Source organism: Roseateles sp. (assembly GCF_046300915.1).
Classification (GTDB): domain Bacteria; phylum Pseudomonadota; class Gammaproteobacteria; order Burkholderiales; family Burkholderiaceae_C; genus Kinneretia.
This window is the reverse complement of sequence record NZ_JBKCLH010000161.1, coordinates 1-21,781: the sequence shown is the minus strand read 5'-3', so window position 1 is coordinate 21,781 and position 21,781 is coordinate 1. Positions and strand designations below refer to the sequence as shown.

General features: G+C 67.6%; 22 protein-coding genes and 1 pseudogene. 6 read left to right on the top strand and 17 right to left on the bottom strand.

Annotated elements, in window-relative coordinates; translation table 11 throughout:
* A partial coding sequence (locus tag ACK5F2_RS12330; RefSeq protein ID WP_409865018.1) for an HAD family hydrolase occupies window positions 1-136 on the top strand: 136 nt, incomplete at its 5' end.
* A gap of 21 nt (window positions 137-157) precedes the next feature.
* On the opposite strand, the gene mdtD is transcribed toward ACK5F2_RS12330, so the two are convergent.
* The 3 genes from mdtD to ACK5F2_RS12315 all read right to left on the bottom strand — a co-directional run bounded on the left by mdtD (window position 158) and on the right by ACK5F2_RS12315 (window position 5,700).
* Complete coding sequence (gene mdtD / locus ACK5F2_RS12325) at window positions 158-1,603, bottom strand: multidrug transporter subunit MdtD (RefSeq protein WP_409865014.1); 1,446 nt, start codon at window positions 1,601-1,603, stop codon at window positions 158-160.
* A gap of 92 nt (window positions 1,604-1,695) precedes the next feature.
* The gene (locus ACK5F2_RS12320) at window positions 1,696-3,684 is read right to left on the bottom strand and encodes a M3 family metallopeptidase (RefSeq protein WP_409865011.1); all 1,989 of its coding nucleotides are present in this window, start codon (window positions 3,682-3,684) and stop codon (window positions 1,696-1,698) included.
* 120 nt (window positions 3,685-3,804) lie between these two features.
* On the bottom strand, window positions 3,805-5,700 hold the full coding sequence (locus ACK5F2_RS12315; protein ID WP_409865009.1) for a propionate--CoA ligase: 1,896 nt from the start codon (window positions 5,698-5,700) through the stop codon (window positions 3,805-3,807).
* A 280-nt stretch (window positions 5,701-5,980) separates the two neighbouring features.
* Here ACK5F2_RS12315 and ACK5F2_RS12310 point away from each other — a divergent pair, with 280 nt between their 5' ends.
* Together ACK5F2_RS12310 and ACK5F2_RS12305 are read left to right on the top strand one after the other, a co-directional pair.
* Window positions 5,981-6,664: a C40 family peptidase gene (locus ACK5F2_RS12310; RefSeq protein ID WP_409865007.1), complete on the top strand. Its 684-nt coding sequence runs from the start codon at window positions 5,981-5,983 to the stop codon at window positions 6,662-6,664.
* Window positions 6,665-6,723: 59 nt separating this feature from the next.
* On the top strand, window positions 6,724-7,461 hold the full coding sequence (locus tag ACK5F2_RS12305) for a hypothetical protein (protein WP_409865004.1): 738 nt from the start codon (window positions 6,724-6,726) through the stop codon (window positions 7,459-7,461).
* Between the two features lie 33 nt (window positions 7,462-7,494).
* Here the strand turns inward: ACK5F2_RS12305 and ACK5F2_RS12300 are convergent, their stop codons facing one another.
* Window positions 7,495-8,676, bottom strand: coding sequence for an acyl-CoA dehydrogenase (locus ACK5F2_RS12300; RefSeq protein WP_133604081.1), 1,182 nt, complete (start codon window positions 8,674-8,676; stop codon window positions 7,495-7,497).
* Between the two features lie 127 nt (window positions 8,677-8,803).
* Between ACK5F2_RS12300 and ACK5F2_RS12295 the strand changes: the two genes are divergently transcribed.
* The 3 genes from ACK5F2_RS12295 to ACK5F2_RS12285 all read left to right on the top strand — a co-directional run bounded on the left by ACK5F2_RS12295 (window position 8,804) and on the right by ACK5F2_RS12285 (window position 11,066).
* Window positions 8,804-9,718, top strand: a complete 915-nt coding sequence (locus ACK5F2_RS12295; RefSeq protein WP_409865001.1) for a LysR family transcriptional regulator — start codon at window positions 8,804-8,806, stop codon at window positions 9,716-9,718.
* A gap of 92 nt (window positions 9,719-9,810) precedes the next feature.
* Window positions 9,811-10,761, top strand: coding sequence for a sodium-dependent bicarbonate transport family permease (locus ACK5F2_RS12290; protein ID WP_409864999.1), 951 nt, complete (start codon window positions 9,811-9,813; stop codon window positions 10,759-10,761).
* Complete coding sequence (locus ACK5F2_RS12285; protein WP_409864996.1) at window positions 10,758-11,066, top strand: P-II family nitrogen regulator; 309 nt, start codon at window positions 10,758-10,760, stop codon at window positions 11,064-11,066. The genes ACK5F2_RS12290 and ACK5F2_RS12285 overlap by 4 nt, the downstream gene beginning before the upstream one ends.
* A gap of 21 nt (window positions 11,067-11,087) precedes the next feature.
* Here ACK5F2_RS12285 and ACK5F2_RS12280 read toward each other — a convergent pair whose 3' ends face one another.
* From ACK5F2_RS12280 to ACK5F2_RS12220, 13 genes and pseudogenes are all read right to left on the bottom strand, one after another.
* On the bottom strand, window positions 11,088-11,492 hold the full coding sequence (locus ACK5F2_RS12280) for a RidA family protein (RefSeq protein ID WP_409864993.1): 405 nt from the start codon (window positions 11,490-11,492) through the stop codon (window positions 11,088-11,090).
* The gene (locus tag ACK5F2_RS12275; protein ID WP_409864991.1) at window positions 11,489-11,920 is read right to left on the bottom strand and encodes an acyl-CoA thioesterase; all 432 of its coding nucleotides are present in this window, start codon (window positions 11,918-11,920) and stop codon (window positions 11,489-11,491) included. The genes ACK5F2_RS12280 and ACK5F2_RS12275 overlap by 4 nt, the downstream gene beginning before the upstream one ends.
* 4 nt (window positions 11,921-11,924) lie before the next feature.
* A complete protein-coding gene (locus ACK5F2_RS12270; RefSeq protein WP_409865016.1) occupies window positions 11,925-12,626 on the bottom strand; it encodes an ABC transporter ATP-binding protein in 702 nt (233 codons plus the stop codon).
* Between the two features lie 2 nt (window positions 12,627-12,628).
* Window positions 12,629-13,405: an ABC transporter ATP-binding protein gene (locus tag ACK5F2_RS12265; protein ID WP_409864989.1), complete on the bottom strand. Its 777-nt coding sequence runs from the start codon at window positions 13,403-13,405 to the stop codon at window positions 12,629-12,631.
* Window positions 13,398-14,360 carry a branched-chain amino acid ABC transporter permease gene (locus ACK5F2_RS12260; RefSeq protein ID WP_409864986.1) on the bottom strand — a complete coding sequence of 321 codons (963 nt, stop codon included), beginning with the start codon at window positions 14,358-14,360 and terminating at the stop codon, window positions 13,398-13,400. Before ACK5F2_RS12260 ends, ACK5F2_RS12265 begins: the two co-directional genes overlap by 8 nt.
* A gap of 5 nt (window positions 14,361-14,365) precedes the next feature.
* Window positions 14,366-15,286: a branched-chain amino acid ABC transporter permease gene (locus ACK5F2_RS12255; RefSeq protein WP_409864984.1), complete on the bottom strand. Its 921-nt coding sequence runs from the start codon at window positions 15,284-15,286 to the stop codon at window positions 14,366-14,368.
* 10 nt (window positions 15,287-15,296) lie between these two features.
* Entirely contained in the window at window positions 15,297-16,487 is a 1,191-nt protein-coding gene (locus tag ACK5F2_RS12250) for an ABC transporter substrate-binding protein (RefSeq protein WP_409864981.1), read from the bottom strand.
* 15 nt (window positions 16,488-16,502) lie between these two features.
* On the bottom strand, window positions 16,503-18,116 hold the full coding sequence (locus ACK5F2_RS12245; RefSeq protein WP_409864978.1) for an AMP-binding protein: 1,614 nt from the start codon (window positions 18,114-18,116) through the stop codon (window positions 16,503-16,505).
* A 6-nt stretch (window positions 18,117-18,122) separates the two neighbouring features.
* Window positions 18,123-19,268, bottom strand: coding sequence for an acyl-CoA dehydrogenase family protein (locus ACK5F2_RS12240; protein WP_409864975.1), 1,146 nt, complete (start codon window positions 19,266-19,268; stop codon window positions 18,123-18,125).
* Between the two features lies 1 nt (window position 19,269).
* Window positions 19,270-20,109 carry an enoyl-CoA hydratase family protein gene (locus tag ACK5F2_RS12235; RefSeq protein WP_409864973.1) on the bottom strand — a complete coding sequence of 280 codons (840 nt, stop codon included), beginning with the start codon at window positions 20,107-20,109 and terminating at the stop codon, window positions 19,270-19,272.
* Between the two features lie 7 nt (window positions 20,110-20,116).
* Entirely contained in the window at window positions 20,117-20,611 is a 495-nt protein-coding gene (locus tag ACK5F2_RS12230; RefSeq protein WP_409864970.1) for a MarR family winged helix-turn-helix transcriptional regulator, read from the bottom strand.
* Between the two features lie 8 nt (window positions 20,612-20,619).
* Window positions 20,620-21,369, bottom strand: a complete 750-nt coding sequence (locus tag ACK5F2_RS12225) for an SDR family NAD(P)-dependent oxidoreductase (protein WP_409864967.1) — start codon at window positions 21,367-21,369, stop codon at window positions 20,620-20,622.
* A pseudogene (locus ACK5F2_RS12220) lies at window positions 21,366-21,781 on the bottom strand (bifunctional salicylyl-CoA 5-hydroxylase/oxidoreductase); the annotation flags it as partial. The pseudogene ACK5F2_RS12220 and the gene ACK5F2_RS12225, both read right to left, overlap by 4 nt.

Below are 21,781 nucleotides of genomic sequence, written 5' to 3'. Positions count from 1 at the left end.
GCGGGCCGCGCACCGCGGCATCGCCATGGGCAATGCGATCGAGGCGGTCAAGCAGGCGGCGCGCCAGGTGATAGGCCCCAACCACGAGGACAGCGTGCTGCGCTTTCTGGAGAGCGACTGGCGCCGGGGCGCCTGAGCCCGGGTCTGGCCTGGGCCCTCAGTCCTGCAGGCTCTCGCCGGCCTCGGCCGAGCCCTCGTGCGCGCGCAGCTGCGCGAAGATGAAGGCCGCCAGCACGGCCATCACGCCAATCGCCAGATAGGTGCCGCGAAAGGCCGGCATCAGGGCCGCGCCCGCCTGGTGCCCCGGCCCCACCCCGGCCCCGCCCGAGAACAGCAGCAGCAGGGCGCTGGACGTGGCCACGCCGAGACTCATGGAGAGCTGCATCACCACCGAGAGCAGGCTGTTGCCGCTGCTGGCGGTGCGCGCGTCCAGATCACCCAGGGTCAGGGTGTTCATGGCGGTGAACTGCAGGCTGTTGACCATACCGAACAAGGCCAGGTGCAGGGCCAGGGCCCAGACCGGACCGCCGACCGGCACCAGGGCAAAGCTGGCGATCAAGGCGCCCAGCAGCACGGTGTTGAGCACGAGCACGCGGCGGTAGCCCCAGGCACGTATCAGGCGTATGGCCACGGTCTTGCTGGCCATGGCCCCGACCACCGTGGGCACCATCATCAGGCCCGCGGCACTGGGCGTGTAGCCCAGACCCAGCTGCAGAAGGAGCGGCGTGAGAAAGGGCGTGGCCCCGCTGCCCAGGCGGGCGAAGACATTGCCAATCAGACCGATGCGGTAGGTGGGGATGCTGAACAGCGCACGCTCGAACAGGGGCTCGGGCGCGCGCGCTGCATGCAGCCAGTAGGCCATCATGCATGCCAGACCCGCCACCAGCAGCACCAGGCCGATGGCGGTGCCGATCACATGCTCGCCCAGGCCCTGCAAGGCCAGGGACAGCAGCACCAAGCCGGCGCTGAAAAGCACAAAACCGCTGCCATCAAAGCGCCGCGGCGCGCTGGCGCGCAGCTGGGGCATGTAGCGCAGGCTGGCCAGCAAACCCAGCAGGCCTACCGGCAGATTGATCAAAAAAATCCAGTGCCAGCTGGCGTACTCGGTCAGAAAACCACCCAGAGCTGGCCCCAGCAGAGGCCCCAGCAAGCCCGGCAGAGCAATGAAGGTCATGACCGGCAGGAACTCATCCTTGGGAAAGGCGCGCAGCACCGTGAGCCGCCCCACCGGCACCAGCAGAGCCCCGCCCACGCCCTGCAGCACCCGGGCCGCCACCAGGGCAGGCAGCGAGGGCGAGAGCGCGCAGGCCAGGGAGCCGCCGCTGAACAGGGCGATGGCCCACAGAAAGACGGTGCGCGTGCCGAAGCGGTCGGCCAGCCAGCCCGAGGCCGGAATCAGCATGGCCACCGTCAGCAAATAGGCCACGATGGCAGACTGCATGCGCAGCGGGTCTACCCCCAGATCACGCGCCATGCCCGGCAAGGCGGTGTTCAGGATGGTGACATCCAGGGTCTGCATGAAGAAGGCCAGGGCCACCACCCAGGGCAGGTAGCGGCGCGTGGCAGCGTCGAGCTCGGGGCGCTCGGAGTCGGTCTGGGACATGGCGCAAGTATCGCGTTCGCCCCTGGGCTCGCCCACAAAAAAGCCCGCCGGGCCGGGGCCGGGCGGGCGCTATGCGCAGGCTCCAGATAGGCTCAGGGCTTGCGCAGCTCCTCGAAGAAGGCCTTGGAGTTGCTGTCGCGCTGCAGGAACTCACGCACCAGCTCGGGCGCAGGCTTCTGGCCGCCATTGCCCAGCACGATATCGCGATAGCGCTTGCCCACCTCGGGGTTCAGCTTGTTGCCATTCTGAAAGGCCGTGCGCAGATCCATGGCCAGCACCAAGCTCCAGAGATAGCCGTAGTAGCCCGCGCCATAGCCGCCCGCAATATGCGCGAAGCCCGCCGGGAACATGGTGCCCGGCACATAGCCCAGGGGCGTGGCGCCTTCCATGCGGACCCACAGCGGCAAGGCCTGCTGCAGCTCGCTGCCGTAGAGCGCCAGGTCGTAGCTGGCATACAGGTGCTGACGGCCATAGAAGCTGCCCTTGGCAAAGCCCTTGGCGGCCACGGCCTGGTCGATCAGGGCGTCAGGTACCGGCTTGCAGCTGGGGCAGACCTCCTGCATCAGCTTGAGCACCTGCTTGTCATAGACCCAGTCTTCCAGCATCTGCGAGGGTGCCTCGACAAAGTCATGCATCACCGAGGTGCCGCCCTGTGCCGCGTAACGGGTGGCCGAGAGGTTGTTGTGCACCGCATGGCCCAGCTCGTGCAGCAGGGTTTCCATCTCGTCCAGGGTCAGGCCTTGACGGTCGAAGTTGACCACCAGGGCCGCCGTGGGCGTTCGCTGGATGCGGGTGGCGCTGCTGCGCAGTGGCCAGACCGCGGCATGGTTGTACTTGCCCTCGCGCGGGTACAGATCCACATAGAGCAGGCCCAGGCTCGTGCCGCTGGCAGCATCGCTCACGGCATAGCTCAGCACCTCGGGGTGCCAGGTCTGCACCTTCACCGGGGTGTAGCGCACGCCCATCATCTTCTCGATCACGCGCAGGGTGAAGGCCAGGCTTTCCTGCGGCGGAAAGTACTGGCGGAAGGCCTCCTGATCCACGCTGAAACGCTGCTTGCGGATGCGCTCGGTGTAGAAGCTCGCATCCCAGCGCTGCACCGTGACCGCCTCGGGCGCCAGCCCCAGATGCTCGGCCTTGGCCTGGCGCAGGGCTCGCACATCGCTGCGCTCGCCCTCCACCACCGCACTCTTCACATCGTCCAGGAAGCGTAGGGCGGTGGCGCCGTCCTTGGCCATGCGGCGACGCAGATTGAAGTCAGCGTAGTTGCTGAAGCCGAACAGGCCGGCGTACTCGCGCCGCTTGGCGGCGATCTGGTCCAGCAGTTGCAGATTGGCCTCGCCCCCCTCGTTCACCTTGGCGCGCCACATGCGCTCGCGCGTGGCCTCCAGCTCCGCGCTCTGCATCACGGGCACATAGCTGGGATAGTCCACACCCAGCACCACACGCCCTTGCTCATCGCGCGGCGCCTTCTCCCATACCGCAGCGGGCACACCCTTGAGTTCCGCCTCGGCAAATGCCAGCTTGATGCCGGCATCTTGGATGTTCTTGTCGAACTGCTGGTTCAGCTCGCTCAGCTGATCCGACAGCTGTTTGGCGCGCTGGCGCTGGCTCGGCGGCAAGGCCACACCCCCATCCTCGAAGGCGGCCCGGGCGGCAATCACCAGTTCGCGGTCGATGGCGTCGGCTGTTGGCGCCCGCTTGAGCGCCTTGTAGAGCTTCTCGTTCTGGCTGAAGCTGGACGAGAAATCTGCCCAGCGCAAGGAGCAGGCCTGCGCGGCCTCGCGAACCGCCTTGTTCGGATGCACATGCAGCATGAAGTCCAGGGGGTACTGGGTGTCTTCCTGGAAGGCATAGAAGTCATCGAAGGCCGCCAACCAGGAGGCATCGACCTTGCGCCGCTCCAGCACCTTCAAGCGCTGCTGCGCGGCCAGCAAGCCCTTGTCGCAGGCGGCCTTGATGGCGGGGGCGCTCTGGTAGATGGGGAGGGCTGCCGGGGCCGGCCCACCTGCCAGGGCTTGCGACGCGCCCAGCGCCACCAGGCCGCCCAGCAGCAAGCGGCCATGCATCTTCATCTTCATGCTCTTATGCTCCTTGCCGCGAGGCTGCGGCACGCGCGGCGATTGTGGCGCCGGGCCTATCGCAGGCACGCCCGCCTTGCGACGGACGGCCAAAGCAAGGGAGCGAAGTGCGACAAGGCCTCAGTTCGCCACCAGTTCGCGGATCTGCTGCAGGGCGCTGGGGTCCTCGATGGTGGTCAGGTCGCCCGGATCGCGGCCCTCGCACACGGCCTGGATGGCCCGGCGCAAGAGCTTGCCCGAGCGGGTCTTGGGCAGCACGTTCACGAAGCGCACCCGCGCCGGCCGCGCCACGGCGCCCAGCTGCTGGTCCACCTGCTTCATGATGGCGCCCTCTTCCTGCAGCGCGTCCACGGCCGGATTCTTGAGCACGGCAAAAGCCATGGCCACCTGGCCCTTGAGCGCATCAGCCACGCCGACCACGGCCACCTCGGCCACATTGGGATGGCTGGCAATGCTCTCCTCGATCTCCCGCGTGCCCAGGCGGTGACCGGCCACATTGATCACATCATCGGTACGGCCCAGGATGAAGTAGTAGCCGTCCGCATCGCGCAGACCCCAGTCAAAGGTGGAATAGACCTGCTGGCCCGGGATGCTGGACCAGTAGGTCTTCACATAGCGCTCGTCGTCGCCCCACACGGTCTGCAGGCAGCCGGGCGGGAGGGGGTAGGCAATGGTCAGCACGCCCTTCGTGTTGGGCTCGCGCAGCTCCTCGCCGGTGTTCTCGTCCAGCAGGCGCACGTCATAGCCGTACATGGCCCGGCCCGGCGAGCCAAAGCGCGTGGGCGTGGGCGCCACGCCATGGGCCACGGTCAGGATCGGCCAGCCGGTCTCGGTCTGCCAGTAGTTGTCGATCACCGGCTTGCCCAGACCCTCGCAGATCCAGCGCGAGGTGGGCTCATCCAGCGGCTCACCGGCCAGGAAGAGCGCGCGCAGCGAGGACAGGTCGTACTTCGTCAAATAGGCCGGATCCTGCTTCTTGAGCACGCGCACCGCTGTGGGCGCGCTGAACATCACCGTGACCCGGTACTTCTCCACCAGCTGCCACCAGATGCCGGCATCGGGCCGGGTGGGCAGACCCTCGAACATCAGCGTGGCCATGCCGGCCAGCAGAGGACCGTAGATGATGTAGCTGTGGCCCACCACCCAGCCGATATCGCTGGTGCTGAAATAGGTCTCACCGGGCCGGCCGCAGAAGATGTGCTGCATGCTGGCCGCCAGGGCCACGGCATAGCCGCCGGTGTCGCGCTGCACGCCCTTGGGCTTGCCCGTGGTGCCACTGGTGTAGAGCGTGTAGCTGGGGTGTTCGGCCGGCAGCCAGGCGCAGGGCACCTGGGCGTCCCGATACTGCTCGCGCAGGGCCGCGTAGTCCAGGTCCCGTCCGGCCACCCGGCTCATGGGCGCCAGGCCGCGGTCCACCATCAGCACGGCCGCGGGCTTGTGCGCCGCAATCGAGATGGCCTCGTCCAGCAGATGCTTGTAGGGCACGACCTTGCCACCGCGGCTGCCGGCATCGGCGCTGACGATGAGCTTAGGGCTGGCATCCTCGATGCGGCTGGCCAGGGACACGCTGGCAAAGCCGCCGAACACCACCGAGTGGATGGCGCCTATGCGTGCGCAGGCCAGCATGGCGAAGGCGGCCTCGGGAATCATGGGCATATAGATCAGCACCCGGTCGCCCTGCCCCACGCCTTGAGCCTGCAGGATGGCCGCCATGCGCTCCACCTCGCGCTGCAACTGGGCAAAGCTGTAGACGCGCTCCTGCTCCACCTCGGTGGAGACCCAGATCAGGGCCCTATCCTCGGGGCGGCTGGCCGCATGACGGTCCACCGCGTTGTGGCACAGATTGGTGCGCCCGCCCACGAACCAGCGCGCAAAAGGCGGGCGACTGGTGTCGCAGACCTGCTCGAAAGGCTGCTGCCAGTCGATCAGCGCGGCCTGCTCGGTCCAGAAGGCATCGCGATCGCGCAGCGAACGCTCATGAAAGTCTTGATAGGGGTCCCGAACCTGATTCGTCATCGCGCCGTCTCCTGGGTTTTGTAGTTACAGCCCGGTTTCATATTTCAGGCAGTTGCACTGACGGCAGCCTGACCCAAACGAGATCTACATCACGATCCGTGGCCATCACGGCTGATGTTTGCGCCAGCTCAAGCCCCTGCACAGGGGGTTTTCAGGCAGTTCTGTGTTCCAATCGGGTTTGTACCTAAACCTCGCCAGAGGCCTGGGGACTTACCCGCAAGGCCCGACCATATCGCTTGACCGTCCGCTTAGCTCCCGCCTAAGCTGCGCGCCGACCACCATGTTCGACGCCAGCCGCGCCGCCCCTTCTGCCGCCCCCCGACACCGACTGCAAGGCCTGACTCTGGCCTGGGGTCTGCTGCTGTCGTGCGCGCTGGCCGCAGGTTCGGCCCGGGCTCAGCAGCTGCCGACGGCCGCCCTGCCCGCCCAGGCGGCAGCCTCCCAAAGTAGTGCCCAGCCCGCCAGTGATGTGGTCAGCCGCTTCCTGATCGAGCGCGGCATCCTGGGACAGGCAGCCAACGAGGGCCTGCTGGGCCAGGTGCGGGACAAGGCCTCGGAGCTCGTGCTCTCGTCCATGAACTTCCTGGGCGTCCCCTACAAGCGGGGTGGCAACTCCGCCGAAAGCGGCTTCGATTGCTCGGGCTTCACCCGCCATATCTTCGAGATGAGCGTGGGGCTGGTGCTGCCGCGCCGCGCCGATGAACAGGCCAAGCTCTCCAGCCTGCTGCCCATCAAGAAGGACGAGCTCAAGCCGGGCGATCTGGTGTTCTTCAACACCATGCGCCGCACCTTCTCCCATGTGGGCATCTACGTGGGCGACGGCAAGTTCATCCACTCTCCGCGGGCCGGTGGCAAGGTGCGCGTGGAAGACATGCGCGATGCCTACTGGGCCAAGCGCTTCACCGGCGCGCGCCGCGCCGACCTCAGCGCCGACAAGGGTGTGAGCGCCACGGCGCTGAACTGAAAGCCCGCGCGACCACGGTCGCGGCGCCGCTACAGTGATGTCTCTCCTGCCGCATCGCCATGAGCCGACTGACCGCCGAATTCTCCCGCCTGTATCTGCACGACGTTGACAGCCTGCTGAGCCCCCAAGGGTGCAGCCGGGCCCTGGTGCTGGCCCTGCACGCCCCGGCTGACTGGAGCCGGCTGGGCCAGGTCTGGAACGACGTACAGCAAGACCTGGACCTGCCCGCGCCCGCCATCGCCGTCTCGGGGCGCGATGCCATCCAACTCTGGTTCTCACTGGCCCAGGCGGTGGACCTGGATCAGGCTCAGCGCTTTTTGCAAGGTCTGCAGCGCCGCTATCTGGCCGATCTGAGCGCTCAACGCCTGGAGCTGCTGCCCCAGGCCGAAGCTGCAGGCCCGCACCACGCGGCCCGGGTGCCGGCGGAGCAAGTCGGCGGTGAAGGCCATTGGTCGGCCTTTGTGGCGGCGGACCTGGCCCCGGTGTTCGCCGACACGCCCTGGCTGGACATGCCGCCCAGCGACGATGGCCAGGCCGATCTGCTCAAGCCCCTGGTCTCGATCAAGCCCGAGGCCTTTGCCGCAGCCCTGGCCCAGCTGGCGCCAGCGGCGGCATCGGATACACCGGCCTCAGCGGCGGCGTCGGCCCCAGCGGCCACTAGCGCCGGCGCTGCCAGCACGGGCCGCATCGAAGACCCCCGGCAGTTCCTGCTGCAGGTGATGAATGACGCCAGCGCGCCCCTGGCCCAGCGCATCGAGGCGGCCAAGATCCTGGTGAACGCTCCGGCGGCGCGCTAAAGCGGCCGCCGGCCCGGACCGCCCCGCTCGCGCTCAGAAAGCGGCGATGCCGGTCTGCGCACGGCCCAGGATCAGGGCATGGATGTCGTGCGTGCCCTCGTAGGTGTTGACCACCTCCAGGTTCACCAGATGGCGGGCAATGCCGAACTCGTCGCTGATGCCATTGCCGCCCAGCATGTCGCGCGCCATGCGGGCAATGTCCAGGGCCTTGCCGCAGCTGTTGCGCTTCATGATGGAGGTGATCTCCACCGCGGCCGTGCCCTCGTCCTTCATGCGACCCAGGCGCAGACAGCCCTGCAGGCCCAGGGTGATCTCGGTCTGCATATCGGCCAGCTTCTTCTGGATCAGCTGGTTGGCAGCCAGGGGCTTGCCGAACTGCTGGCGGTCCATGGTGTACTGACGCGCGGTGTGCCAGCAGAACTCGGCCGCGCCCAGGGCGCCCCAGGCAATGCCGTAGCGGGCGCTGTTCAGGCAGGTGAAGGGGCCTTTCAGGCCGCGCACCTCGGGGAAGGCGTTCTCCTCGGGGCAGAAGACCTTGTCCATCACGATCTCGCCGGTGATGGAGGCGCGCAGACCCACCTTGCCATGGATGGCCGGGGCGGACAGGCCCTTCCAGCCCTTCTCCAGCACAAAGCCGCGGATCTGGCCGCCGTCATCCTTGGCCCAGACCACGAAGACATCGGCGATGGGGCTGTTGGTGATCCACATCTTGGCGCCGCTGAGCTCGTAACCGCCGTCCACCTTGCGGGCGCGGGTGATCATGGAGCCGGGGTCGGAGCCGTGGTTGGGCTCGGTCAGGCCGAAGCAGCCAATCCACTCGCCGCTGGCCAGCTTGGGCAGGTACTTCTGCTTGGTGGCCTCGCTGCCGAACTCATTGATGGGCACCATCACCAGGGAGCTCTGCACGCTCATCATGGAGCGGTAGCCCGAGTCCACGCGCTCCACCTCGCGGGCGATCAGGCCGTAGCACACATAGTTCAGGCCGGCGCCGCCGTACTGCTCGGGAATGGTCGGGCCCAGCAGGCCCAGCTCGCCCATCTCGCGAAAGATGGCGGCATCGGTCTTCTCATGACGGAAGGCCTCCAGCACACGCGGGGCCAGGCGGTCCTGGCAATAGGCGCGGGCCGCATCGCGCACCGCACGCTCGTCCTCGCTGAGCTGCTGCTCCAGCAGCAGCGGATCGTCCCATTGAAATCGTGCCTTGTTGCTGGCCATGGTGAAAGTCTCCTGCGTGAATGTCATGCGCCGGGCGCGAGCGGACTCCGGCTTGATGAGCGCCAGTATTCCGCGTGCAGCCATTCGTGTCCAATACGAATAAGCCATTCAACAATAGGCACAGAGTATGACCCTCTCCACCCCTGCCGCCGTGGATCTCAAGCGCGTGGAACTGCGCCATCTGCGCTACTTCCTGGCCCTGGCCGAGGAGCTGCACTTCGGCCGCGCCGCCCAGCGGCTGGCCATGTCTCAGCCACCGCTCTCGGTCGCCCTGCAGCAGCTGGAGTCGGCCGTGGGTGCACGCCTGCTGGACCGCGACAGCAAGGGCGTGCGCCTCACGCCAGCGGGGCTGGCCTTTCAAGCCAGCGCCCAGTCGCTCCTGGGACGTTTCGAGGAGGCCTGCTCCCAGGCCCGTGAGGTAGAGGCCGGCGAGATCGGCCGGCTGCGCCTGGGCTTTGTGGGGTCCACCCTGTTTCATGGGCTGCCGGATTGGCTGACGGCCTTCCAAGCCTCACACCCGAGGGTGGAGGTGGTCGTCGTGGAGCTCAACTCCCAGGACCAGATCCAGGCCTTGCTGCAGGAAGAGCTGGACCTGGCCCTGCTGCACAGCGATCGACTGCCGCCCAGCCTGGCCAGTTGCCCCCTCTACGACGAGCCCTTCATGGCCTGCCTGCCTGCCAGCCATGCGGCCGCGCAGAAGCGGCGGCTCACCCTGTCCAGCCTGAGCGACCAGCCCTTCATCCTGTTCTCGCGCCGCGGCTCACCGGACTATCACGCCCGCATCCTGGAGATGTGCCGCCAGCAGGGCTTCTACCCCCGTCTGCAGCATGAGGGACGGCACTGGCTCTCGGTCGTGTCCCTGGTGGCGCGAGGCCTCGGCGTGTCCATCGTGCCCGCGGCCTTTCGTGAGGCCGGCATCCAGGGCGCGGTGTTCAAGCCCCTGGCCGAAACCATGGACCGCAGCCATGTGTTCGCGGCCTGGCGGCGCGACTCCGCTGCGGGTCTTCGGGAGGCCTTTCTGGCGGCTCGCCGCCGTGACTGAGGAGCGTCGGCACACACCGAGGCGGCAAGTCCCGAAACGCGCTCAGGCAGCGCGGCTCGAAAAGCCCGACGGCTTTGCGACAATCCACGCCCATGCTCGACGTCGTTGTCCTCTTTTTTGCCCTTGGGGTTTTCGCGCGCGTGGTCAAGAGTGATCTGCGCCTGCCGGAAGCCCTGTACGAAACCCTCACCATCTATCTGCTGCTGGCCATAGGCCTCAAAGGCGGGTTGGAGCTGAGCCGGCAACCCCTGATGGACCTGCTGCCCCAGGTGCTGGGCGTGATGATTCTGGGCGCCCTGGTCCCTCTGGCCGTCACGCCGCTGCTGCGCCTGGCCGGGCTCAAGCCCGTGGATGCCGCCGGCCTGGCTGCGCACTACGGCTCGGTCCGCGTCGTGACCTTCGCCGTGGCCCTGACCGCGGTGCAGCGCGCCGGCCTGCCTTATGAATCACACGCCGCCCTGTGGGTGGCAGTGATGGAGGCGCCGGGTCTGGTGGTGGGCATCGTGCTGGCCCGCCTGGCACTCAAGCGCGCGGATACCGGCAGTGGCCGCATCCGCTGGGATCTGCTGGCCCACGAGGTGCTGCTGGGCAAGAGTGTCTTGCTGCTGATGGGCGGCTTGCTCATCGGTGCGGTGGCGGGAGACGCGGGCGTGGCGCCCATCAAGGCGGTGTTCATCGACCCCTTCAAAGGCGTGCTGGCCCTGTTCCTGCTGGAGCTGGGCCTGGTGGCGGGCGGCCAGCTCGGGGCGCTCAAGCGCCATGGCATCAAGCTCGTGCTCCTTGGCTGCGCCCTACCACCGCTGCTGGCCCTGGCCGGGGCGACCTTGGGCATGCTGCTGGGACTGCAAGTCGGCGGCGTGGCCCTGCTCGCCACACTGGCGGCCAGTGCCAGCTATATCGCGGCGCCGGCCGCGCTGCGCGTGGCGGTCCCCCAGGCCAATACCGGGCTGGCCATCGCCTGCGCCCTGGGCGTCACCTTCCCCTTCAATCTGCTGGTGGGCATTCCGCTGTACCTGCACCTCGCTCCGCACTTCACGCGATGAACAACAAGCACCACCCCAAGACCAAGCTGACCCTGGTGGCCGAGGCCGCGCTGGAGCCGCGTCTGCTGGCCGAGCTCAAGCGCCACCAGGCCCATGTCTGGACCATCAGCGAGGTGCGAGGCGCTTTTCCGGAAGGGGAGCGCGACGGCGACTGGGAGGCCAACCGCACCATCGAGATCAAGGTGATCTGCGAGCCGTCCGTCGCCGATGCGATCGCCGACGCGGTACTGGCCAAGTACGCGGAGGATTACAGCGTGGTGATGTACTTCAGCAATGTGAGCGTGCTACGCGCAGAGCGCTACTAAACGGGCCAAAGCCGTGCCGGTTCAGGGCAGCACGGCGGTCACTTCGATCTCCACCTTGGCCCGATCTTCCATCAGGCCGCCCACCTGCACCGCGCTCATCGCAATGCCGTACTCGGTACCCAGCACCTCGCGATAAGCCGCGCCCACCTCGCGGCCGCGGGCGATGTACTCGCGCTTGTCGATCAGGTACCAGGTCATGCGCGTGATGTGCTCGGGGCCGGCACCGGCTTCGGCCAGCACGGCCTTGATGTTCAGCAGGGTCTGGCGTACCTGATCGACAAAATCGTCGCTCTCGAACTGGCACTGCGCATTCCAGCCGATCTGACCGGCCACATAGATCTGGCGCCCGCTGGCGGCCACGCCATTGGCATAGCCGCGCGGCGGCGCCCAGCCGGCGGGCTGAAGAATCTGCTTGTTGGTGTTCATGGCTCGTCTCCTACAGCGCGTTCCAGGGCGGCGCGCAAATCATCGGGAAAGGGCTGGGCCTTGTGGGTCTCCAGCGAGGTGCAGACCAGCACCTGGGCAAAGCGCACCCGCGGGCCGTCACTGCCCTCGAACACCACCCGCAGCGCCAGGGAGCTGCGTCCCAGCTTCTCGATGGCGATGGTCTGGCGCAGCACATCGCCCATGCGGCTGATGGCCTTGAACTCGCTCTTCAGCTCCACCGTGGGCAGACCCACACGGCGCGGACCCAGCAGCTGCGCATAGTCCACGCTCAGCCCATGGGTGAGCCAGTCCTCGATCAGCGCATTGAGCATCTCGAAATAGCGCGGATAGAAAACAATGCCCGCCGGGTCGCAGTGGCCGAAGCGAACCAGCTCCTGGCGTTCGAAAACAATCCTGTCCTTGCTCATGGGCTCAGACCCCCAGATAGCGATGCCAGAGGCCATGGTCGGCATCCAGGGCCGCCGAATCGCCCTGCCAGACCACGCGGCCACGTTCCAGGATGCTGTGCTGGTCGGCCAGGCGTATCAGGCGCTTCACATACTTGTCCACAACCAGAATGGTCTGGCCCGCGGCGCGCAGGGTGGCCAGGCAGCACCAGATCTCCTCGCGGATCAGCGGGGCCAGGCCCTCGGTGGCCTCGTCCAGAATCATCAGACGCGGATTGGTCACCAAGGCCCGGCCTATGGCCAGCATCTGCTGCTCACCGCCCGAGAGCTGGTTGCCCATATTGCTGCTGCGCTCCCGCAGGCGTGGGAAGAGCACGAAGACGCGCTCCACATCCCAGGGCTCGCGCGAGCCGCTGCGGTTGGCGGCAAAGGCCTCCAGATGCTCGCGCACCGAGAGATTGGGGAAGACCTGGCGCCCCTCGGGCACGATGGCCAGACCCAGGCGCGCGATGCGATCGGCACCCCAGCCCGTCACGTCCTCGCCGGCAAAGCGGATGCGGCCGCCGCTGGGGGCCATCCAGCCCGTCAGGCATTTGAGCGTGCTGCTCTTGCCCATGCCATTGCGGCCCAGCAGGGTCACGACCTGACCCTGTTCCACCCGCAGGTCCAGGCCGAACAGCACCTGGCTGCGGCCGTAGCAGGCTTCCAGCCCCGATACCTCGAGCAGACTCACAGTGCGGCCTCCAGTTCCTCGTCCTCGCCCAGATAGGCCTTGCGCACCTCGGGGTGCTCGCGGATGGCCTGGGGCGTGTCGCTGGCGATCACGCGGCCGAAGACCAGGGTGGAGATGCGATCGGCCAGGCGGAAGACCGCGTCCATATCGTGCTCCACCAGCAAGAGGGTCAAGCCCTCGGCCTTGAGCGAGTGCAGCAGGGCCACCATGCGCTCCGACTCATCGGGCCCCATGCCCGCCATGGGTTCGTCCAGCAGCAGCAGGCGAGGCTGGGCGGCCAGGGCCAGTCCCACCTCCAGCTGGCGCTGCTCGCCATGGGCCAGGCTGCCGGCCACGCGATCCGCCTGGCTGGCCAGGCCGATGCGCGCCAGCAACGCCTGGGCCTGGGCGTAGACGGCCTCATCACGCAGGGCGCTGCGCCAACAGGAGGGCCGGCCGGGCCGGCGCGCCTGCAGGGCCAGGGCGAGGTTGTCGAGCACCGAGAAGCGCTTGAAGATGCTGGTGATCTGGTAGCTGCGCACCAGACCCGCCTGCACGCGCCGGGCCATGGGCTGACGGGTCAGGTCTTGCCCCTCAAAGACAATCTGGCCCGCATCCGGCGCCAGGGCGCCCGAGATCTGGTGGATCAGCGTGGTCTTGCCTGCACCATTGGGGCCGATCAGGGCATGGACCTCGCCGCGCGCCACCTCGAAGCTGGCGTCGTCCGTGGCGGCCAGGGCGCCGAAGCGTTTGACCAGATGCTGCACCCGCAGCAGGGCTTGAGACTCAGCCATGGTGCTTGACTCCGCGCTTGAAGCTCAGGCCGGCCAGGCCGCGCGGCGCGAACAGCACCACGCCCAGCAGCAGCACGCCCAGGGCCAGCTGCCAGTGCAGGGTGTAGCCGGCCAGCAGCTCCTCCAGCAGCAAGAAGGTGGCGGCACCCAGTGCACCGCCCCACAGCGAGCCCGCTCCGCCGATGATGACCATCACCATCAGCTGGCCCGACTGCGACCAATGCATGATGTGCGGCGTCACCAGCCCATTCAGATTGGCCAGCAAGGCGCCCGCGAGGCCGGCGATGGCGCCCGCCAGCACGAAAGCCTGCCACTGCAGCTCAAAGACTCGCCCGCCCACGGCCCCGATGCGGGTCTCGTTCTCCTTGGCCCCCTGCAGCAGCCAGCCGAAAGGCGAGTTCAAGAGGCGCTGCATGCCCAGCAGGACCGCGGCAAAGAGCAGCAGCACCACCCAGTAGAAGCTGGCGTCATCGGCCAGATTCAGGCCCGCAAGGCTCGAACGTGCAGCCAGGGGCAGGCCATCCTCGCCCCCATAGGCCTTGAGCGAGACCATGAGGTAGTAAAACATCTGCGCAAAGGCCAGGGTGATCATGATGAAGTACACCCCCCGCGTGCGCAGGCTGATGGCGCCGATCAGCGCCGCCGCAAGACCTGCCACCAGCATGGCTGCCGGCCAGGCAATCCAGGCGGAAGTGACACCGGCGTCCATCAGGATGCCCACGGTGTAGGCGCCCAGGCCCACAAAGGCCGCATGGCCAAAGCTCACCAGGCCGCCGAAGCCCAGGATCAGATTCAGGCTGGAGGCGGCAATGGCAAAGATCAGCACCCGCGTGGCCACGCCCACATAGAACTCCAGGCCGAAGGCGCCCAGCAGAGGCGGCAGGGCCGCCAGCAGGGACAGCAGGGGCCAGATCCAGCGTCCGGCGCCGTGGTGATGCAGAAGGCTTGTACGCATGGTCCTCATCCTCGGGCGGGGAACAGGCCCTGGGGCTTCCAGAAGAGCACGGCCGCCATCAGCACATAGATCAGGATGGAGGCCAGGGCCGGCCCCAGATTGGAGGCCACCTCGGGCGAGGCCAGCTGGCGCAGCAAAGCCGGCAGCAGGGTGCGGCTGCTGGTGTCCACCAGGCCCACCAGCAGCGCGCCGACCAGGGCGCCACGGATGGAACCGATGCCGCCGATCACGATCACCACAACGGCCAGGATCAGGATGCTCTCCCCCATGCCCACCTGCACCGCCAGCAACGGCCCCAGCAGGGAGCCGGCCAGGGCGCACAGGGCGGCGCCAAAGCCGAACACCGCCGTGAACAGCCAGCGGATGTTCACACCCATGGCCGTGGCCATGGCGCGGTTGGAGGCCCCGGCGCGCACCCACATGCCCCAGCGGGTGCGGGTCACCAGCAGGTAGAGCAGCAAGGCCACGGCCAGCCCTACGCCGATGATCAGCAGGCGGTAGGCCGGGTAGTAGAGACCCGGCACCAGTTCCACCGGACCGGACAGGGCGGCGGGCAGGTTCAGCATCACCGGCTGCGAGCCCCAGATCATGCGCGTGCCCTCATTGATCATCAGGATCAGGGCGAAGGTGGCCAGCACCTGGCTCAGGTGGTCACGCTGATAGAGCCGGCGCAGCAGGGCCACCTCCAGCAGCATGCCGAAAGCCGCCGTGCCCACCAGGGCCGCCAGCACCGCCAGCAGGAAGGAGCCGCTGGCCGCGGCCACCGCCGCCGCCAGATAGGCCCCCACCATATAGAGCGAGCCATGGGCCAGATTGATCATGTCCATGATGCCGAACACCAGGGTCAGCCCGGCGGCCAGCAAGAAGAGCATGAGCCCGAACTGCAGGCCGTTGAGGGCCTGCTCGGCCACCAGAATCCAGTCCATGGCTTAAGACTCAGCTCTTCATCTTGCACGAGGCTGCGTAGGCATCCGCGTGATTGCTGAAGATCTTGCCCAGGGTCTTGTTGGTGACACGGCCCTGGCTGTCCTTGGTGATGACGCGCAGGTAGTAGTCCTGCACCGGGTACTGGTTGTTGTTGTACTTGAAGGGGCCGCGCACCGAATCGAACTTGGCGGCCTTCAGGGCCTTGAGTACCGCGGCGCGATCATCGACATTGCCCTTCACGTCTCGCACCGCGGCCGCGATCGACTGCGCCGCGTCATAGCCCTGGGAGGCGTAGAGCGAGGGCAGGCGGCCGTATTCCTTCTGGAAGTCCGCCACGAACTTCTTGTTCGCGGCATTGTCCATATCGTGCGCCCAGTGCGAGCTGTTGAACATGCCCAGCATGGGCTCGCCCACGGCCTTGATCACGTCCTCATCGGCCGAGAAGCCGGGGCCGAAGAGCGTGATGTCCTTGGAGAGGCCGGCGCCCACGAACTGCTTGATGAAGTTGATGCCCATGCCCCCGGGCAGGAAGATGTACATGGCATCCGGCTTGGCGGCGCGGGCCTGGGCCAGCTCGGCCGAGTAGTCCAGCTGGCCGAGCTTGGTGTAGATCTCGTCCGCCACCGCGCCCTTGTAGAAGCGCTTGAAGCCGTTGATGGCGTCCTTGCCGGCGGGATAGTTGGGCGCCAGCAGCACCACCTTCTTGAAGCCCTTGTCCATCACGGTCTTGCCAACCGCCTCGTGCAGGTTGTCGTTTTGCCAGGCCACATTGAAAAAGTAGGGGTTGCACTGCTCCCCGGCGTACTGCGAGGGGCCGGCGTTGGCCGACACATAGGGCACCTGGGCCGCGAACACGCTGGGCCCCACGGCCAGCATGATGTTGGAGAACACGATGCCGCTCATGACGTCGACCTTGTCGCGCTTGAGCAGGCGATCGGCCGTCTGCTTGGCGACGTCGGGATTCTGTTGATCGTCGGCCACGATCAACTCGACCGGCAGGCCGCCAAACTTGCCACCCGCATGCTTGAGCGCGAGATTGAAGCCATCGCGGATGTCCACGCCCAGGCCGGCGCCGGGGCCGGAGAGGGTGGACAGCAGACCGATCTTGACCTTGTCGGCCGCCCAAGCCGTGCTGGCCCCGGCACCCAGACCCAGCAGCAGGGCCGCACACAGCACAGCATTCGTCGTCTTCTTGCTCATCGTCGTTCTCTCCGGTTATAGGGCTTCTTGACGCAGACGGAAACGTTGCAGCTTGCCGGTTTCGGTGCGCGGCAGGCTGGCGCGGAACTCTATCGCACGCGGGTACTTGTAGGGCGCAATGCTGGCCTTGACGAAGTCCTGCAACTCTTTGATCAGGGCCGGGTCTTGCCCCACCCCCTCGCGCAGCACCACAACGGCCTTGACGATCTCGCCGCGCTCCGGGTCGCGGGCGCCGACCACCGCACATTCAGCCACCTTGGGATGCAGCAGCAGGGCGCTCTCCACCTCGGGGCCGGCGATGTTGTAGCCGCCGGAGATGATCATGTCGTCGGTGCGAGCCTGGTAGACGAAGTAGCCCTGCTCGTCCATCAGATAGGCGTCGCCCGTCAGGTTCCAGCCGCCCTGCACATAGCGGCCCTGGCGCTCATCGGCCAGGTAGCGACAGCCGGTGGGGCCCTTCACCGCCAGGCGTCCCACCTGGCCGGGTGGCAAGACCCGGCCCTCGTCGTCCAGGATGCAGGCCCGGTAGCCGGGCACGGGACGGCCGGTGGCACCGGGGCGGGCCTCGGCCTCGGTGTGGGAGATGAAGATATGCAGCAGCTCGGTGGCGCCGATGCCGTCGATCAGCTCGATGCCCGTGGCCTCCTTCCAGAGCGCGCGGGTGGCGGCCGGCAGGGCCTCGCCGGCGCTCACGCATTGGCGCAGGCTGGACAGATCATGGCTGCCCACCTGGGCCGCCATGGCGCGGTAGGCCGTGGGGGCGGTAAAGCAGATGGTGGCGCGGTACTGGGCGATGGCCGGCAGCAAGGCCTCGGGCGAGGCCTTCTCCAGCAGCACGGTGGAGGCGCCAATGCTCATGGGAAAGAGCACCAGACCACCCAGGCCGAAGGTGAAGGCGAGGGGCGGGCTGCCGATGAACTTGTCCTCGGGCCGCGCGCGCAGGCAGTGCACCGGCCAGCACTGGCAGATGGCCAGCACATCGCGGTGGAAATGCATGGTGCCCTTGGGCTGGCCCGTGGTGCCCGAGGTGAAGGCGATGATGCAGCAGTCCTCGGCCGCGGTATCCACATTGGTGAAGTCCGTCGGCTTGGCCGCTGCCCGCGCCTCCAGCGCGCCCGCGCCACCGTAGTGCAGCACCTGCTTCAGCGTGGAGCACTGGGCCTGGGCCAGCTGCAGCTCCTCGGCCAGGCGCTCGTCGCACAGGGCATGGCTGACCTCGGCCTTCTGGACCACCTGCACCAGCTCCTTGGCCCGCAGCAGAGGCATGGTGGCCACGGCAATCGCGCCCACCTTCATGATGGCGAACCAGCAGGCCGCCATCATGGGCGTGTTGGCACCGCGCAGCAGCACCCGGTTGCCGCTGACCACGCCCAGATCCTCCACCAGCACCCGGGCGATGCGGTTGGCCTGGGCCTGCAGATCGGCATAGCTCCAGCGCAGGCCGCCCGCGCCCTCCATGCACAGACGCTCGCCCTGCCCTTCACGCACCCAGCGGTCCAGCAAGGCCTCGGCGCAGTTCAGGCGCTCGGGAAACTGCAGGCTGGTCAGCTCGAACAGCAGCTCCGGCCACTGGTCTTTGGGAGGGAGGCGATCTCTTGCAAAGGTATCCAGGTGGGCGGTGGTGCTCATAGCGCTTTAGCCGTTCTTCAAAAGGTCTCGACCGATGATCAACTGCTGGACTTCACTGGCGCCCTCGTAGATCCGCAGCGCGCGGATCTCCCGGTAGAGCGACTCCACCACCTCGCCGCGCCGCACGCCGCGTCCGCCGTGCAGCTGCACCGCGGCGTCGATCACGCGCTGTGCGTTCTCGGTGGCCATCAGCTTGGCCATGGCGGCCTCGCGGGTGATGGTCTGGCCCTGGTCGCGCTGCCAGGCCGCGCGATAGACGAGCAGGGCCGAGCTGTCCACGCCACAGGCCATATCGGCCAGCTTGGCCTGGGTCAGGGGCAGATCAGCAAGAGTCGCGCCAAACATGGCGCGCTCGCGCGATTGGCGCAGCCCCTCCTCCAGGGCCCGGCGCGCAAAACCCAGGGCCGCGGCGGCCACCGAGGTGCGGAACACATCCAGGGTGCGCATGGCCACCTTGAAGCCCTCGCCCGGCGCGCCGATCATCTGGCTGCGCGGCACGCGGCAGTTGCTGAACTTCAGGCGCGCCAGCGGGTGCGGCGCGATCACCTCGATGCGCTCGGCAATCTCGAAGCCGGGCAGGCCGGCATCCACAATGAAGGCGCTGATACCTCTGGCTCCCGGCGCTTCGCCAGTGCGCGCAAACAGCACATAGAAGTCCGCGATGCCCCCGTTGGAGATCCAGGTCTTCTCGCCGTTGAGGATGTAGTCGTCGCCATCGACGACCGCGCTGCACTGCATGGCCGCCACGTCCGACCCCGCCTCGGGCTCGGACAGGGCAAAGGCCGCCAGAGCCTCGCCGCGCGCCACACGCGGCAGATAGCGCGCCCGCTGGGCCGGCGTGCCCTGCAGGGAGATGGCGCCCGAGCCCAGGCCTTGCATGGCAAAGGCGAAATCGGCCAGGCCGTTGTAGCGCGCCAGGGTTTCGCGCAGCAGGCAGATGGCGCGGGTGTCGATGGCCTGGCCCTCGCCCGCGGCCACCGCATGCTGCAGCCAGCCGCCCTCCCCCAGCGCCCTGACCAGGCTGCGGCATTCGGCATCCACATCCTCGCCATGCGCAGGCCCCAGATAAGCTGCGCACCAAGCGTCCAGCGAAGCCGCCAGCTCGCGGTGCCGCGGCTCGAAGAAGGGCCAGTCCAGGTGCTTGAGATGCATCTCAGTCTCCCTTGAACTCGGGCCGCTGCTTGGCCACGAAGGCGTGGTAGGCGCGGTGGAAGTCCTGGGTCATCATGCAGATGGCCTGGGCCTGGGCCTCGGACTCGATGGCCTCGTCCACGCCCATGGCCCATTCCTGGTGCAGCATCTTCTTGGTCATGGCGTGACCGAAGCTGGGGCCGCTGGCAATCTCGCCGGCCCAGCTCAGGGCGTTTTCCAGCAGCTGCTCGGGCTCCAGCAGGCGGTTCAAAAAGCCCCACTGATAGCCCTCTTCGCCGCCCAGGCTGCGGCCGCTGTAAAGCAGGTCCGAGGCGCGCCCCTGGCCCACGATGCGCGGCAGGATGGCGCAGGCGCCCATATCGCAGCCGGCCAGGCCCACGCGGGTGAAGAGAAAGGCCGTCTTGCTGCGGGCCGTGCCCACGCGCAGGTCCGAGGCCATGGCCATGATGGCACCGGCGCCGGCGCAGACACCGTCCAGCGCCGCGATGATGGGCTGGGGGCAGGCGCGCATGGCCTTGACCAGATCACCGGTCATGCGGGTGAAGGCCAGCAGATCGGGCATGCTCATCTTGGTGAGCGGGCCGATGATCTCGTGCACATCGCCACCCGAGCAGAAGTTGCCGCCCGCACCCTGCAGCACGATGGCGCGCACCTCGTCCACATAGCTCAGAGTGCGGAATAGATCGCGCAGCTCGGCATAAGACTCAAAGGTCAGCGGGTTCTTGCGCTCCGGGCGGTTCAGGGTGATCAGGCCCACGGCGCCGCGCTGCTCCCACAGGAAATGCTGGGGCCGGTAGTCGGCCAGGCTTTGACGATTGCCCTTGATCAGATGTTGGTCCATGGCGCTCTTACTTCCTTGTGGTTTCGGCCAGATGCGTCTTCAAGCCGGCCAGCAGCTCGTAGACCTGGCTTTTCTGTTCCTTGTCCCAGCCGGCCATCAGCTCGACGATCCAGCCCTCGTGCGTGGCCGCCATGCGCTTGAACTGGCGCCGGCCGGCCGCCGTGAGCTTGACCGTGAAGCTGCGCCTGTCGCTGGGGTGCGGCTCGCGCTGCACCAGGCCTTCGGCCTCCAGCTGGTCGGTGATGCCGGTCACATTGCCGCCGGTCACCATCAGGCGCTGCGAGAGCTCGCGCATGCTCAGGCCATCGGGGTGGCGCTCCAGCTGGGCCAGCAGGTCAAAGCGCGGCAGAGTGGTGCCGAAGTCGGCGCGCAGGCGCTGGCGGAGCTGGTCCTCGATGCGCGTGGTGCAGGCCAGGAGGCGCAGCCAGAGCTTGAGGGCCTGGTGATCGCGGTCATTGACGCGCGATTCCAGATCGGGTTCGGGCAGGGCGTCGTCCAGCATGGCGGGCCTCACATCACCTCGCCACCGGCCACGGCAATCGCCTGGCCGGTGATGCTGGCACTGCCCTCGCCCACCAGCCAGGCCACGGTGGCGGCCACTTCCTCGGGCTGGATCAGGCGGCCCTGCGGATTGGCCGCGGCCAGCTCAGCGCGGGCGGCCTCGGCCGTGCGGCCGGTCTTGGCCATGATGGTCTGCACCGCCTGGGCCACGATCTCGGTCTCGGTATAGCCGGGGCAGACGGCATTGACCGTGATGCCCTTCTTCACCGTCTCCAGGGCCAGGGCGCGGGTCAGGCCCAGCACCCCATGCTTGGCCGCGCAATAGGCCGCCACATAGGCATAGCCCTTGAGTGCCGCGGTGCTGGCCACATTGACGATGCGGCCGAAGCCGCGTTCGCTCATGCCCGGCAGCACCGCGCGGCTGCACAAAAAGGTGCCGGTGAGGTTCACGTTCAGGAGGCGCTGCCAGGTCTCCAGCGAGGTCCTGGCCAGGGGCGCGGTCTCCACCTGGCCGGCGTTGTTGACCAGGATGTCCACCGGCCCCACGGCCGCAAAAGCCGTGGCCACGCTGGCCTCATCGCCCACATCGCAGGCCTGGATGCCCACCTCGCCTCCCAGTGCCTGCTGCTGCGCCCGCAGGCGCTCCAGGCTGCGACCCATCAACGTGACGCGCAGTCCCTGGTCCAGCAGCTGCCGCGCCACGGCCGCGCCGATGCGGCTGCCGCCGCCGGTGATCACCGCATGTCGCTGCTGGCTCATACGCCCCGGGCCTTGTTGGCAGCTTCAGCGGCGGCGGCACCGCCGCCCTGAGCGCGCTGGCGCTCAAACTCGCGCTCCAGCTGGGTCTTGCCGGAGAGGTACTGCTGCGGCCAGTCCAGACCCGGGCCGCCCAGATAGCCGATCTTTGCGGCCTCGCTCAGGGTCCAGGCCGGGTTGGCCAGGTGGGGGCGTGCCACGGCGCAGAGGTCGGCGCGGCCGGCCGCGATGATGGAGTTCACATGGTCGGCTTCGCTGATGGCGCCCACGGCGATGGTGGGAATGTCAGCCTCTTGGCGGATTCGGTCGGCAAACGGGGTTTGGAACATGCGTCCATAAACCGGCTTTTCCTGCTTGCTGACTTGGCCCGAAGAGCAGTCGATCAAATCTGCGCCGGCGGCCTTGAAGGCTTTGG